The organism is Streptomyces sp. NPDC004031 (assembly GCF_053604375.1).
The window spans coordinates 134598-149146 of the sequence record NZ_JBSGHL010000001.1 but is presented as its reverse complement, the minus strand read 5'-3'; the positions used below and the strand labels follow the sequence as shown (position 1 = coordinate 149146).

The following is a 14549-nucleotide window of genomic DNA, read 5'->3' as shown; positions in this document are numbered from 1 at the left end:
CGCGCCGCGGACGGACCGGCGCGCGATGCTGGGGGGACGATGAGATCCACGCCCTCCGCTTCCGCCCCGCCGCCCCTGGCGCACCCCGACGGCACCCCCGTGCGGGTGCTGGTCGTCGACGACGAGCCCGACCTCGCCGAGGTGCTGTCCGGGGCGCTGGCGTACGAGGGCTGGCAGGTGCGGACGGCGGGCGACGCGGCCGGTGCGGTCGCCGAGGCCGCGGCCTTCCGGCCGGACGCCGTCGTGCTGGACGTGGTGCTGCCGGACGGGGACGGTCTCGCGGTGCTGCGCAGGCTGCGGGCGGCACAGCCGGACGTGTGCGTGCTCTTCCTCACCGCGCGCGACACCGTCGAGGACCGTATCGCCGGGATCACCGCGGGCGGCGACGACTACGTGACCAAGCCCTTCTCGCTGGAGGAGGTGCTCGCCCGGCTGCGCGGCCTGCTGCGCCGCGCGGGGATGACCCGGGCGCGCGGCGACGCGGCGCTCCTGGTGGTCGGCGACCTGCTGATGGACGAGGACGCGCGCGAGGTCAGCCGGGGCGGCGAGCCGGTGGAGCTGTCGCCGACGGAGTTCGAGCTGCTGCGCTACCTGATGCGCAACCCGCGCAGGGTGCTCAGCAAGGGCCAGATCCTCGACCACGTGTGGTCGTACGACTTCGGCGGCCAGGCGCATGTGGTGGAGCTGTACATCTCCTACCTGCGGCGCAAGATCGACACCGGCCGCCCGCCGATGATCCACACCGTCCGCGGCGCGGGCTACGTGATCCGGGCCGCGGTGTGAGCGGACGCTCCCCGCGGTGGGCACCGCGGACGCTGCGCGGGCGGCTGATCTGCGGGCTGGTCGTGCTGCTCGCGCTCAGCTGCGCCGCCGTCGGGATCGCCGCCGTGCTGACGCTGCGCTCCTACCTCACCGGGCAGCTCGACCAGCAGCTCGCCGCCGCGGGCGGGCGCTTCCCCGCGAGCCTGGAGCACCCCGGGCGCGGCGAACCGGACGGCGACAACGCCCACGCCGACACCCGCCGCCAGGCCCCCGGCACCTTCGGCGCCCGGCTGCTCGGCGGCAAGGTCACCGACGCCGCCGTCGTCCGCTCCGGGACGGACACCTCCGTGACGCTGTCGGCGGGCGACCGCGCCGCCCTCGCCGGGCTGCACCCCGACGGGCGCCCGCACGGCCTGGACCTCTCCGCGCTCGGCGACTACCGGGTCGTGGCCGTGACGGGCGACGACGGCGACGTGCTCGTCACCGGGCTGCCGCTGGAACGGGTGGAGGCCGCCGCGCGGCGGCTGGTGATCGTCGAGGCGGTCGTCTTCGGGGTCGCGCTCGCCGGGGCGGGGACCGCGGGCGCGTTCTGGGTGCGCTGGTCGCTGCGGCCGCTGCGCCGGGTGGCCGCGACCGCCGCCGCCGTCACCGCGACCCCGCTGGCCAGCGGCGCGGTGGAGCTGCCGGACCGGGTACCGGAGGCCGACACCGACCCGCGCACCGAGGTCGGGCAGGTCGGGGCCGCGCTCAACCTCATGCTCGGGCACGTCGAGGACGCGCTCGCCCGGCGGCACAGCAGCGAGGAGCGGCTGCGCCGTTTCGCCGCCGACGCCAGCCACGAGCTGCGCACCCCCGTCGCGTCGATCCGGGGGCACGCCGAACTGGCGCTCCGCCGGACCGAACCCGTACCGCCCGGGGTGCGACGGGCGCTGGAGCGCATCGGGGCGGAGTCCGCGCGGATGGGCGGCATGGTGGACGACCTGCTGCTGCTCGCCCGGCTCGACGAGGGGGTGCCGCAGGCCAGCGAGCCGGTGGACCTCACCCTGCTGGTCCTGGCCGCCGTCGAGGACGCGCGGGCCGCGGGTCCCGGCCACCGCTGGCTGCTGGACCTGCCCGAGTCGCCGGTCACGGTGACGGGCGACGGGGCGCGGCTGCACCAGGTGCTCGCCAACCTGCTGGCCAACGCCCGCGTCCACACCCCGCCGGGCACACACGTCACCGTGCGCCTGCGCCGGACCGCGTCGGGCGGCGCGCGGCTGGTCGTCTCGGACGACGGGCCCGGTGTGCCGGAGGCCGTCCGCGACACGGTCTTCGAGCGCTTCACCCGCGGGGCGCGGGCGGAGGGCGCCCCCTCCGGCGGCGCCGGGCTCGGCCTCGCGATCGTCGCGGCCGTGACCGCCGCGCACGGCGGCACGCTGACGCTGGCGTCGCGTCCGGGCGCGACGGCCTTCACCGTCACCCTGCCGTCGCGCGGGGCCCCTTCGTGACGGGCGCGGCCGCGCGCCGGGGCGGGGCCGGGCGGCCCGCGGCGGCCCAGGCGCGCAGGGAGCGCGCGCGGATGTGGCCGTAGTAGATGCGCGGAACGCGGAAGTAGGTCCAGGGCAGGGCCCCGGCGTAGCCGTCGGCCGCGCGGAAGTGCACGACGGCCTCGGCGTGGCGGCCCGCGTGGGCGAGCGCGTACGCGAGGGTGAGGTGGACGCGGGGCAGCAGCAGGTGCCCGTCCGGGGCCGCCTCGACCGCGTCCATCGTCGCGTCGATCGCGGCCCGCCCGCGCTTCGTGCCCCAGCGGCGGTCGGGGTCGGCGTCGTCCGTGCGGCGCTCGTACAGCTCGTGCAGGCGCAGCACCGCGAGCAGGCTTCCGGCGGGCGCGCCGGCGATCGCCTGCTCGGCGAACTCGCGGGCGAGCTGGTCGGAGCCGCGCCACTTCGCGCACCAGTACTGGAGCGCGCCGGCGTGCCCGAGGAAGGTGTGCGGGTCGCGCGCGGTGATCTCCGCCCACAGTTCGCGGAAGCGCTCGTGCGGCCAGCCCTGACCGTAGGCGAGCGGGATCTGCGCGACGAGCGGGGACGGGTCGCCGGGCGCGCGGCGGGCGGCCTCCTGGAGGGCGGGGAGGGCGCGGTCGAGCTGGACGGCGAAGTTCTCGAACTGCTCGCGGGAGGTGTTCTTCGCGAAGCCGTCGCCGCGCGCCGCCCACGCCTTGTGGATGAGGGAGCTGCCGCGTACCAGGGCCGCGCCCGCGTCGTCGGGGCGCGCGGTGAGCCACGCGGTGAGCCAGGCACCGCCCCGTGCGGCCTCCTCGCCGAGCACGCCCGCGCGGCGGCCGCGCTCGTCCCAGGAGGTGTCGGTGCCGGGGGCGCCGCTGCCGTCGGCGTGCGCGAGGAAGTCCGCGGCGTGCTGCCAGTCACCGGCGCGGACGGCCTTGAGGGCGGCGTCGCCCGCCGGGTCGGGGGCGGCCCGTTCGGGGTCGGTCCGCCGGGCGGGCGTGAGGCCGAACTTCCGGGCGGGGTCGCGGGAGACGGGGATCTTGTGGCGGTTGCGCAGGAGCACGGAGAGGACGACGACGGTGACGAGCGGGGTGAAGGGGAGCATCGGGACCTTCGGGTGGGCCTGGTGGCGGCGTGCTGCCGCGCACGGGCGGAACCGGTGACGAGGGGAGGGAATCGGCGTAAACGGCGGCATTGGGCGGACTTTGGGGGAAATCACCGCAGAAGCGTCGGCCGATCCGAACATCCGTCCCCCAGCGGAGCGGCATCGTATCCGACCCGGGGAGCGGAAGAACAGCAGGTCGCGGCCTTTTTCGAGGAGTTGGACGAAGGGTTGCGCCGCCCCGCCCGCCGCGGCCCCGGAGAGGGCCCGTACGATGGCGCGCAGGAGCCGAAAGTTTCGAGACGTTTCCGTAGTGCGGCCGTTCACGGCGGCACACCGCGGGCGCCCCGTACACCTCATGCGCATCTCGACCCAACTGACGCCGCCGCGTGCCCGACCGGTCTCGCGACGTGGTCGCCGAACGGGATACCGCGGGGCAATGTGGCGGCGGTTTTACCCCGTCGGCCATTGACTGCACGTCACCGAAATCGTACGTTCCTCGGCACGTAAACTTTCGCTAGTTTCCCCGATCGGGGTCGGAAAAGTCCGGGTCCCGAAGGAGTGTGTACGCACCATGAAGCGCCTCGTGTCCCTGCGGGCGACGGCCGCGGTGGCCACCGTGACCGTGCTCGCCCTGACCGCATCCGCGTGCGGCGGCATCGGCAACGGTGCCTCGGGGACCGACAGCCCGGTGACCGTGTGGACGCTGTCGAACGACGCGCTCAACCCGCTCCAGAGGCAGTCGATCACGTCCTACAACACCTCGCAGAAGGCGAAGGTCAGCCTCAAGACCTTCGAGAACGACCCGTACAAGGAAAAGCTCAAGACCTCGCTCGGCTCGTCCGACTCCCCCGACATCTTCCTCAACTGGGGCGGCGGCAACCTGAGCCAGTACGTCAAGCAGGGCCATGTCGCCGACCTGACGGACATGCTGAGCACCGACTTCAAGAACGAGTTCCTGCCCAGCGTGCTGGCCGGCGGAACGGTCGACGGCAAGGTCTACGCCGTGCCGATGGAGGGTGTGCAGCCCGTCGCGCTCTTCTACAACAAGGACGTCTTCAAGGACGCCGGCATCGACGCGCCGCCGGCCACCTGGAAGGACCTCCTCAAGGACGTCGACAAGATCAAGGCGCAGGGCGTCACCCCGATCGCGCTGGCCGGTTCGCAGGCCTGGACCGAACTGATGTGGCTGGAATACCTGCTGGACCGCGTCGGCGGCCCGCAGTCCTTCGCCGCCATCGAGTCGGGCAAGGCGGGCGCGTGGGACGACCCGGCGGTCGAGACGTCCCTCGGCATGATCCGCGACCTGGTCGACCGGGGCGCCTTCGGCACGAAGTACGGCAAGGTCAACCAGGACGCGGGCGGCACCAACGCGCTGGTCTCGCAGGGCAAGGCCGGCATGCTGCTGATGGGCTCGTGGGAATACGCCGACATGCTCGCCGCCGCCCCGAAGTTCGTGAACGCGGGCAAGCTCGGGTTCGCGCCCTTCCCGACCGTCGCGGGCGGTGTCGGCGACCCGAAGAACGTCGTCGGCAACCCGTCCAACTACTTCTCGGTGACGGACAGCTCGAAGAACAAGTCGGGTGCGGTCGATTTCATGACCAAGACCCTCGACCAGCCGTCCTACATCGCCGACCTGCTCTCCATCGGCCACGTCCCGGCCATCGCCGGTATCAAGGGCCAGCTGATGGGCGCGCTCAACCCCGAATACACCGGATTCATCTACGACATGGTCGCCGACGCCCCGACCTTCACCCAGTCCTGGGACCAGGCGCTCGATCCGGACACCTCGGTGCTGATGCTGGCCAATCTGCAGAAGGTCTTCAACAAGCAGATGACGCCCAAGGAATTCGTGCAGTCGATGGACTCCGCCCGCTGAGTTCCCCCGCGCCCGCTCCCCGCCCGCTCCCCGCCCCCTTTCCGCCTCCTTCGCGTCCGGTTTCCGCCGGACGCGCCCGCGAGGTTCGCCGTTTCCGGGACCGGCCCCCGCGGGCCGGTCTACGATCCCCCTTCCGAGCGGTGCCCCGGCGGACGGGTCCGCGGGGAGGACGACGGGGGTCGTGGACAGGTGGCAGAAGGCGGCGGGCTGAGGCTGCACGGGCGGGAAAGAGTCGTGGGTTACGTCCGCGGCGCGCTCGTACGCCGCGGTGTGCCCGCCGAGCCGAGCCCGGTCGTGCTGCTCGCCGGGCCGCGCGGCTCGGGCGGCACCGTGCTGCTGGACGCGATGTGGCAGGAGTTCGCCGACGACTGCCTGAGCGTGCGGCTCGACCTGCGCTCCGCACAGGGCGTCGAGGACATCGCGCTGGCGGCCGTCCGCGGGCTGGGCCGCCGCATCCCCGGCATCCGGCCGGTCGACTTCCCGCGCACCGCGATGCTGCTCAAGGCGCTCAGCTTCGTCGACACCGGCGGCGGCCGCACCGCCTTCGAGGCCTACTTACGGGCCCGCGCGCAGGACGCCGCCGTGCAGTCCGCGCTCACCGACTGGAGCAACCGGGCCGCCCCGCTGCTCAGCCCCGAGCACCGCGGCCTGCTGGACGTGCTGACCGGCCTGCTGGGCGCCCTGCACTCCGCCGTCGGCCGGCACAAGGACACCCGGGCGCTGCGCTGGCTCGCCGAACGCGGCGGCGGCGGGCGCGAGTACGACTCGCTGTGGGAGCTCTACCGGCGCCACCAGGCGCAGGACGACCCGACCGGCACCCCGCGGATCGTCGCCCGCACCCTGTGCGCGGCCTTCCTCGCGGACCTGCGGCACGACTTCAACGACTCCTGGCCGCGGCTGCAACGCCCCCGCAACTGCCTGCTGTTGCTGGACAACGCGGGCGGCCGCACCGCCGACCTCTTCCTCGAACTCCTCGCCGAGTGCCGCCGCGAGGACGCCGCCCGCGACGAACGCCCCGACCCCGCCGTGGTGGTGGCCGTGCAGCGCGGCCGGGTCCGCCCCGAGGCCGCCCGGCTGCTCGACCCGACCGACCCCGCCCTCGCCTTCGGCACCCGCCACCCGTACGCCCCCGGCGCCGCCGGGCACCCGGTGTGGTGGTACCCCGTCGCCCTCGCCGACCTCACCGGCGAGCAGGTGCTCGCGCTGTGCACCAGCAGCGTGCTGGGCCGCCACAACCGCGACGCCGACTTCCTGCACGCCCTCGCCGGCGGCCACCCCGAGGCCACCGACCGGCTCGCCCACCTGCTCGCCCGTTTCGGCCGCACACCCCCCGCCGACCCACGCCGGACCCCCGCCGAACTGCCCGAGCCCTTCGACCCGCGGCGGCTGCTCGGCGCGCGGCTCACCGACGACACCCGACCGCTGCCCGCGTCCTGGCCCGCGCCGCCGCGCCCGGACACCACCGTCGAGGACTACCTGCTGCGCCGGGCGCTGGCCGACCACCTCACCGTCGCCGCCGACGGCACCCTGCGCCCGGCCGACAACACGCTCCTCAACGTCATGGCGGTGCTCGCCGCGACCCCCGGGCTGCGCCGCGGCGCCTGCAACGCCACGCTGCACTACCTGGACTGGACCGACACCGACGCCGACACCGCCCAGCTCGCCCTGACCGCCGGGATGTGGCTGGAGGAGACCGCCGACGGCGAGGCGCTGCGGCTGCACCCGCTGGCCGCGCTGCTGCTGCGCCGCTGGCTCGCCCGCGACCCGGCCGTCTGGCGCGGTACGCACACGGGTTACGCCGCCCACTACTCCGGGCGGGCCGACGCGCCGCTGCGCCACCACCACACCCTGGCCCAGGTCGAACCCGCGCGCCGCGAACCGCTCGGCGCCGTCGCCGCCTACCTGGACGAGGAGTTCGACCGGGCCGCGAGCGCCGCCGACTGGCTCGACGTGCTGGAGCGCGTCACGTCCGCCCCCAACCGCCTTGCCACACCGCTGGATCCGCGCACCTTCGTCACCTCGCTCGCCGGTCCCGCCGAGGCCCGCAACCGGCGCCGCGCGGTCACCCGTCTCGCGGTGGCCCGCTGGCTGCACGCCGACCGCGCCTTCGACCCGGCCCACCAGCTCGCCCACACCGTCGCGGGCGAGTACGAGCACCTGGCCGACATCACCGACGACAACGAGGAGCTGTACCGGCAGGCAGGCAAGTTCCGCCGGATCGAGAACTCCTGGAAGGACTGAAGGACGTGCCTCGCCCGATCGCGTTCGTCCGCCGTTACCTCGCGCATCTGCCGGTCGCCGCACGGCGCTTCCTCGCTGTGCTGAGCGTCCTCGCGCTCGCGGCCGTCGCGTACGGCGTGTACGTGCCCGTCGACCACCTGCTCAACAAGCCCTGCATGCGCAAGGGCGCCACCGCCGTGACGCACCACGGCTCGGGCGGCGAGTGCGTCGGCGTCACCGACGGCGCCTACGTCTTCGACCCGTCGCTGAAGGCCGCCGAGGACGCCATCCGCAAGGAGAACGAGCGGGTGCGGAAGGCGTATCCGACAAGTTACGTGAGCGTGGTGCTGCTGCTGCCGATATCCGCCGACAAGGGCAGCATCCTGTCGATGCCCAACGCCGTGGAGCAGCTCCAGGGCGCCTACACCGCGCAGTTCTACGCCAACCGCAACAACGTGGAGGGCAACAGCCCCTACGTCCAGCTGCTCATCGGCAGCGACGGCTACCAGGCCAACGCCTGGCAGCCCGCGGTCGCGGAGATCGAGAAGGACCGCGGCCGGCACATCGCCGCCGTCACCGGCTTCGGCCTGAGCCTGGCCGGGACGGAGAGCGCGATCCGCGACCTGACCGCGCACGACATCGCGTCCTTCGGCGCGACGCTCACCTCGGACGCGTACTCGAACATCAAGGGCTTCGTGCGGGTCTCGCCGAGCAACGTCGACAACATGGCGGCCGCGCTGTCGTACGTGCAGAAGGACTTCACCCGGGCGGTGCTCGTCGAGGACGGCAACGCCGACGACAGCTACGACGTCACGCTCGTCACCGGCTTCAAGAAGTTCTCGGCCATCAAGGGCCACCGCATCGTCGGGGTCGAGCCGTACGACACCACCGAGCGCGACCGCGACGGGCAGTCCGCGGAGGAGCGGCGCCGCCACCAGGGCGAAGTGGCCACCCGTATCAGCCAGATGACCACCAACATCTGCGCGGCGCAGCCCGCGGTGGTGCTCTTCGCCGGGCGCGGGCAGGACCTCGGCGTGCTCGTGCACGCCTTCTCCGACACCTGCCTGGACAAGAAGATCAGGATCGTCAGCGGCGACGACACCACCAACCTGCCCGACAGCACGCAACTGCGGGCCGACCTCGCCTCCGGCCACGTCACCGTCGACTACGCCGGGGTCGCGCACCCGGGCGAGTGGGCCGCCGACGCCGGGCACGACCCCGGCCACGAGCGGGAGCAGGCCACCGGCGCACGCGGCTACGCGCGCTTCCAGCGCACCTACCAGCAGCTCTTCCCCAAGGGCTACCTCGGCGACGGCAATGCGATGATGGCCCACGACGCGACCCTGACCGCGACCGCCGCGATCCGCCTCACCCAGCAGACGCAGCCGCTGCCCGACGCGGTGCTCAACGAACTGGGCGCGCTCCAGGGCGAGTACGCCGTCGAAGGGGCCAGCGGGCCGATCCAGTTCACCGCCAATTACCAGACGAGCCATACCGGTTCGAACCCGGTGGGCAAGCCCATCCCGATCATCCGGCTCACCGCGCAGGGCACCCCGCGGGTGCTGACCGTCAAGTGGCCGGGGCAGGCACCGCCGGTGGGCTGAGCCGTGCGGCCGCCGTTCCGCTGCTGCGGCGCGGCGGCGTCGGCTAGGGTACGGCCGGGGGCACACCCGAGAGCGGGAGTCGGCCCGGACCCGACCCGGTGGCACCGGGCGGCGCACCGGCCGGAAGGGGAGGCACGGTGGGCGCCGGCACGCGCGAGCGGCAGGCGGACGGACCCGCGGTCCCGTCCGCCCTCACATCGGTCGTGGTGTACGCGGCGGGCGCCGTCTGCACGCGCCGCGCCCGTCTCACGCTGCCGCCCGGCGACGGGCCCGTGACCGTACGCGTCACCGGCTTCTCCCCCGCCCTGCTGGAGCAGTCCCTGCGGTGCCGCGTCAGTGCGGACGAGGAGATACGCGTCGCCGACATCCGCGTCGGCCACGGCGCGACGCTGCGCCGCGGCGACGAACTCCCCCGGCTGCGGCTGGACCTGGAGGACGCGGAGGACCGGCAGAGCAGGCTGCGGGAGCGCACCGCGCGCCTGCGCACCGAGATCGCCGAGACCGCCGCGCTGCGCGCCGAGCCCCCGGCCCCGCGCCGCGGCGACCCGCCCCGCTGGGCCCCCGTCGAGTCCATCCTCGCCCTCGCGAGCTTCGTCGACGCCCGCCTCACCACCCTCCACCGGCGGCTGCGCGCCGCCGAGCAGGAGGAACGGGACGCCGACCACGCGGTGGACGTCCTCCTGCACCGCCTCGCGGAGACCTCCACCGCCGAGGACCAGTCCCGTACCACCCCCACGGCGACGGCGTACGTGACGCTGACCCGGGGCGGCGGCGAGGCGGGCCCGTCGTCGGACGACGGCTCCCCCGGCGACGACGCCGCGGTCTCCGCTCCCGGCGACGGCGCCGAACCGGACGCGGGCGGCCCCGGCGACGGGCTGGAGGTCGAGCTGGACGTCGAGTACCAGGTGCCCGGCGCCTGCTGGGTGCCCGTCTACCAGCTGCGGCTGGACGGGCGCAGCGGTGCGGGCGGACTCGTGCTGCGGGCGATGGTCGCGCAGCGGACCGGCGAGGACTGGACCGGCGTGCGGCTCGCGCTGTCCACCGCGGACCTGCTGCGCCGCACCGACCTGCCCGAGCTGCGCTCGCTGCGGATCGGCCGGCGGCAGGCGGCCCCCGCCGGGCTGAGCTGGCGCGAACCGCCCCCCGGGCTCGGCGAGTTGTTCGCGGGCTACGACGCGGCCCGCCGCCCCCGTACCGCTGGTGCGCCGCCCGCGACGATCGGGGCCGCGGCCGCCGAGGTGGGCGGGTACGGCTACGCGGAGGAGGAGACCGACGACGACCTCGCCTTCGGCGCGCCGATCGCCGTGTCCGCGGCGCCCCTGCCCCCGCCGCCCCCGCCCGCGCCCGGCGGACCCCCGCGCCCGATGGCCCCGGCGGCGGCGCCCATGGCCCGCTCCCGGGTGAGCCGCGGCTTCGCGCCCGCCGGGGCCGGCGCCGCGGACGGCTACGGGGCCCCGCAGGCGGAGCCCGTAGCGCCGCCGACCGGCCCGGCCGCGCCCGGTGCGGACCTGCTCGACTACGCCCGGCTGACCCTCGCGGGCCCGGAGTCTGCCGAGGAGCAGCGCGGCACGCTCCAGCCGCCGTCCCCCGCGCTCGGCGCGGTCGGCAGCGAGTACCGCGGCCGCGCGGACCGGGTCGCCGGGCTCGCCCGCCCGGCCCACGCGGTGGACGTGCGCACGTCGGCGGGCTCGTTCGACTACCGCTTCGACACCGCCGCGCCCGCCGACGTCGCCGCGGACGGCCGCTGGCACACCGTGCCGGTCAACGAGATCCCGGTGACCGCCGAGTTCGTGTACGTGTCGGTGCCGTCCGAGGACCCCGCGGTCTTCAGCACGGTGTGGCTGACGAACACCTCGGCGCACGCGCTGCTCGCCGGGCCGGTGGACGTCCTGGTGGACGGCGACTTCGTGCTGACCGCGCCGCTGCCGACGCTCGCGCCGGGGCAGCGGCAGTCGGTGGGGCTGGGCGTCGCGGAGAGCGTGAAGGTCGCGCGCCGCACGCACATGCGCGAGTCGACGGCGGGGCTGCGCGGCGGCACGACGGTGCTGGACCACACCGTGGAGATCGACGTCGCCAACCGGCTGCCGTACCCGGTCGCCGTCCGGGTGCGCGAGCGCGTGCCGGTGTCCGCCGACAAGGACGTGCGGATCGACGAGCACAAGGCCGTCCCGCCGTGGCAGGCGGCCACCGCCCCGGTGGAGGGCCAGGAGGAGAGCTGGGCGGCCGGTGTGCGCACCTGGCGCGTCGAGCTGGAGCCGGGCGGCACCACGACTCTCAGCGGCGGTTACGCGATACGCCTGCCCGCGGGCAAGGCCGTCGTCGGCGGCAACAGGAGGAACTGACCGTGCACGAGGACCCGTCCCGGCCCGGGACCACGCCCGCCGCATCCGGTCCCGGCCTGACCGCGCTGCCCATCACGGCCGTCACGTGCATGGAGGACCGCGCGCAGGTCCAGCGCACCGGACGCGTCGAACTGCCCGCGGGCGTCAGCCGGTTGCGGATCGGCCCGGTCACCCCGCTGACCGTCGACCGCTCGCTGCGCGCCGACGTCACCGCGACGGACGAAGGCGTCGGCGCGCGCGTCGTGGACGCCCGGGTCGTACGCCGCTACGCGCCCCTCCCGCCCGGTGAGCCCGGCCCGGACGCCTCCGCGCTGCGCCGCGAGGTGCACGCCCTGGAGGAGGAACTGGCCGACGCCAAGCTGCTGGGGCAGCGGCTGGAGAGCGCCCTCGCGGTCGTCGCCCAGGCCAGGACGGACCTCTACCGGGACATCACGCAGGGCGCGGGCGGCGGCGACGCCGACCCCGAGCGCTGGGCGGACCGGCTGGACCGCGTCGAGAGCGAGGCCGAGCCGCGGCTCGCCGAACTGCACAAGCTGCGCCGCCGCCGGCACGACATCGAGTCCGAACTGCGCGAGGCACGCCTTGCGTTGAGCGTGTACGAGAGCACGCAGGACACCCTCGCGGCGCACCTGGAGCTGGTCGTCGAGGCGGACGCGCCCGGCGCCGCGGAGCTGCGGGTGTCCGCGCTGGTGCCGTGCGCGCTGTGGCGGCCCGGCTACCGGGCGACGCTCACCTCGCAGCCGGGGCCGCAGCCGCACACCGTACGGCTGGAGACCGACGCCTTCGTGTGGCAGGACACCGGCGAGGACTGGTCCGGCGTACGGCTCACACTGTCCACCGCGCGCCCCACCCTCGCCGCGAGCCCGCCCGAACTCGCCGACGACGTCCTGACGTTGCGGGACCGCTCGGCCGAGGAACGGCGCACGGTCGAGGTGGATCTGCGCGAGGAGGAGATCCGCCGGGTCGGCGCCCCCGCCGGGCCCGCCGCCCTGCCCGGCCTGAACGACGGCGGCGACGTGCGGGTGCTGCACGCCCCGCACCCGGTGACCGTCCCGTCCGACGGCCGCCCACACCGCGTGCACCTGACGTCCTTCACGGCCCCCTGCGAGGTCGAGCACACCTGCGCGCCGGAGCTGTCCCCGCTCGTCGTGACGGTCGCCCGGCTCGTCAACCAGGCCGGACACGTGCTGCTCGCCGGTCCCGTCGACCTGGTGCGCGGCAGCGGCTTCACGGGCCGCGGCACGCTCGAATTCACCGCCGCGGGGGAGGAGTTCACGATCGCCTTCGGCAGCGAGGACACCTTCCGGGTGGTCCGGCACACCGAGGAGAGCCGCGACACCACGGGCCTGGCCGCGATCAACCAGCGCACCGTGGTGACCCGGCGCGTCCGCCTCTTCGTCTCCCGTCTCGACGCGGCCCCCGGCACCCCCGACCGCACCATCACCCTGCGCGAGCGCGTCCCGGTCTCCGAGGTCTCCGCGGTCGAGGTCGCGCTGCGCTCCGCCGACACCACCCCCGCCCCCGACACCCTGGACGCCGAGGGCGTCGCCCGCTGGACCCTGACCCTCCCGCCGGGCGCCCGGGAGGAGATCGCCCTCGCCTACGACATCACGGCGGCGAGTTCGGTCACCGGGCTGTGAACGGGGGCGGTGAACGGGGGTTCCGTCCCGGGCCGGGCGGAGCGGCGGAATCCGGAAAGGCGCGGGGAGCATTGCCAGACATCCGGCCCGTCGATTACATTTCCGGTGTGCACACAGGCATGAGGCTGGTTTCCCGCCGCCACGTCGACCTTCTGCGGTCGGCGAGCGCGCTGTGTCCGCGCTGACGCGCACAGCGCCCCTTCTTCTTTTCCCCGCCACGCGCTGATTCCCCGCCACCCGCCGAGCGCGTCGCGTCCTCTCCCCCGCCCACCGGGCCCCACCTGCGTCTTCACCGAGGACGCGGCTTCGGCGTGCCGCCGGATCGACGGCCGGTCCCGCACTGGGCGCAATTCCCGCACGGACGAATCCCGGCGGCGTACGCGAATGCCCGCCGCCCTTTTACGTATCGGAGTCCCGGAAATGGCTCACGAATTCCTCTGGTACATCCCCAACACCGTCGAGCCGGGCCACCGCGGCGACGACACGACGACCGGGTGGGGCACCCTGGACTACTCCACCGAGCTGGCGCTCGCCGCCGAGGCGCACGGGTGGGGCGGCGCGCTGCTCGGCACGGGGTGGGGGCGGCCGGACACCTTCACCGTCGCGACCGCGCTCGCCGCCCGCACCACCACCTTCCAGCCCCTCGTGGCGATCCGGCCCGGCTACTGGCAGCCCGCGCACTTCGCGAGCGCCGCCGCGACCCTGGACCGGCTCAGCGGCGGACGGCTGCTGGTCAACATCGTCAGCGGCCTCGACAACGCGGCGGCGTACGGCGACGGCCAGACCGACCAGGCCCGCCGCTACGACCGCACCCGCGAATTCCTCCAGCTCGTCCGGCGGTTGTGGACGGAGGAGGACGTCACCTTCACCGGCGACTTCTTCCGCGTCGAGGGCTCCACCGTCCGCCCGCGCCCGCACGGCGCCGACCGGGGCCGCACCCCCCGGCTCTACTTCGGCGGAGCCTCCGCCGCCGCCGAACGGGTGTCGGCCGCCGAGGCGGACGTCCAGCTCTTCTGGGGCGAGCCGCTGGACGGCGTCGCCGAACGCATCGCCCGGCTGCGCGAGTTGACGTCCGAGGTGGAACGGCGGCACGCCCCGCTGGAGTTCGGGCTGCGCATCACCACGCTCGTGCGTGACACCTCCGAGGAGGCCTGGCGCGAGGCGGAGGCGAAGGTCGCGGCGATGGCCGAGAAGCAGGGCGACGACGCGACGTTCACCGCCCAGCGCCGCCGCGCGGTCGGCCAGCAGCGCCTGCACGACCTGGCCGAGCGCGGCGAGGTGCTGGACACCTGCCTGTACACCGCCCCGGGCCGCTTCGGCGGCGGCGGCGCGGGCACCACCTGGCTCGTCGGCTCCGCCGACGAGGTCGCCTCGGCCCTGCGCGCCTACGCGGACCTGGGCGTCACGCACTTCGTCCTGTCCGACACCCCCTACCGCTCCGAGATCGCCCGCGTGGGCGACGCCCTGCTGCCCCTGCTCCGGGACCGGCTGCGCGAACCCGCGCCCGCGGTCTAGG

10 protein-coding genes are annotated in these 14549 nt (G+C 74.9%); 9 read left to right on the top strand and 1 reads right to left on the bottom strand.

What is annotated here, in order from left to right; all coding sequences use genetic code 11:
• Positions 1 to 39: 39 nt before the first annotated feature.
• Positions 40 to 783, top strand: a complete 744-nt coding sequence (locus ACWERV_RS00620) for a response regulator transcription factor (RefSeq protein ID WP_398176424.1) — start codon at positions 40 to 42, stop codon at positions 781 to 783.
• Positions 780 to 2249, top strand: coding sequence for a sensor histidine kinase (locus ACWERV_RS00615; RefSeq protein ID WP_452926911.1), 1470 nt, complete (start codon positions 780 to 782; stop codon positions 2247 to 2249). The genes ACWERV_RS00620 and ACWERV_RS00615 overlap by 4 nt, the downstream gene beginning before the upstream one ends.
• On the opposite strand, the gene ACWERV_RS00610 is transcribed toward ACWERV_RS00615, so the two are convergent.
• A complete protein-coding gene (locus tag ACWERV_RS00610) occupies positions 2218 to 3351 on the bottom strand; it encodes a hypothetical protein (RefSeq protein ID WP_452926909.1) in 1134 nt (377 codons plus the stop codon). The genes ACWERV_RS00615 and ACWERV_RS00610 overlap by 32 nt on opposite strands.
• Positions 3352 to 3922: 571 nt before the next feature.
• Here ACWERV_RS00610 and ACWERV_RS00605 point away from each other — a divergent pair.
• The 7 genes from ACWERV_RS00605 (at position 3923) to ACWERV_RS00575 (ending at position 14548) form a co-directional block, all read left to right on the top strand.
• Positions 3923 to 5227, top strand: a complete 1305-nt coding sequence (locus ACWERV_RS00605; protein ID WP_452926906.1) for an extracellular solute-binding protein — start codon at positions 3923 to 3925, stop codon at positions 5225 to 5227.
• A gap of 234 nt (positions 5228 to 5461) precedes the next feature.
• The gene (locus ACWERV_RS00600) at positions 5462 to 7468 is read left to right on the top strand and encodes an ATP-binding protein (protein WP_452926903.1); all 2007 of its coding nucleotides are present in this window, start codon (positions 5462 to 5464) and stop codon (positions 7466 to 7468) included.
• A 5-nt stretch (positions 7469 to 7473) separates the two neighbouring features.
• Positions 7474 to 9051, top strand: coding sequence for an ABC transporter substrate-binding protein (locus tag ACWERV_RS00595; protein ID WP_452926900.1), 1578 nt, complete (start codon positions 7474 to 7476; stop codon positions 9049 to 9051).
• A 137-nt stretch (positions 9052 to 9188) separates the two neighbouring features.
• Positions 9189 to 11393: a DUF4139 domain-containing protein gene (locus ACWERV_RS00590; RefSeq protein WP_452926897.1), complete on the top strand. Its 2205-nt coding sequence runs from the start codon at positions 9189 to 9191 to the stop codon at positions 11391 to 11393.
• 2 nt (positions 11394 to 11395) lie between these two features.
• The gene (locus tag ACWERV_RS00585) at positions 11396 to 13033 is read left to right on the top strand and encodes a mucoidy inhibitor MuiA family protein (RefSeq protein ID WP_452926895.1); all 1638 of its coding nucleotides are present in this window, start codon (positions 11396 to 11398) and stop codon (positions 13031 to 13033) included.
• A gap of 119 nt (positions 13034 to 13152) precedes the next feature.
• Positions 13153 to 13218: a putative leader peptide gene (locus tag ACWERV_RS00580; protein ID WP_324607789.1), complete on the top strand. Its 66-nt coding sequence runs from the start codon at positions 13153 to 13155 to the stop codon at positions 13216 to 13218.
• 235 nt (positions 13219 to 13453) lie between these two features.
• A complete protein-coding gene (locus ACWERV_RS00575) occupies positions 13454 to 14548 on the top strand; it encodes an LLM class flavin-dependent oxidoreductase (RefSeq protein ID WP_398176406.1) in 1095 nt (364 codons plus the stop codon).
• Position 14549: the final 1 nt, after the last annotated feature.

Bases quoted from the DNA above. Each gene is read 5' to 3' on its own strand.
- ACWERV_RS00620 (WP_398176424.1), top strand. From the start codon at position 40: ATGAGATCCACGCCCTCCGCTTCCGCCCCGCCGCCCCTGGCGCACCCC.
- ACWERV_RS00610 (WP_452926909.1), bottom strand. From the start codon at position 3,351: ATGCTCCCCTTCACCCCGCTCGTCACCGTCGTCGTCCTCTCCGTGCTC.
- ACWERV_RS00605 (WP_452926906.1), top strand. From the start codon at position 3,923: ATGAAGCGCCTCGTGTCCCTGCGGGCGACGGCCGCGGTGGCCACCGTG.
- ACWERV_RS00575 (WP_398176406.1), top strand. From the start codon at position 13,454: ATGGCTCACGAATTCCTCTGGTACATCCCCAACACCGTCGAGCCGGGC.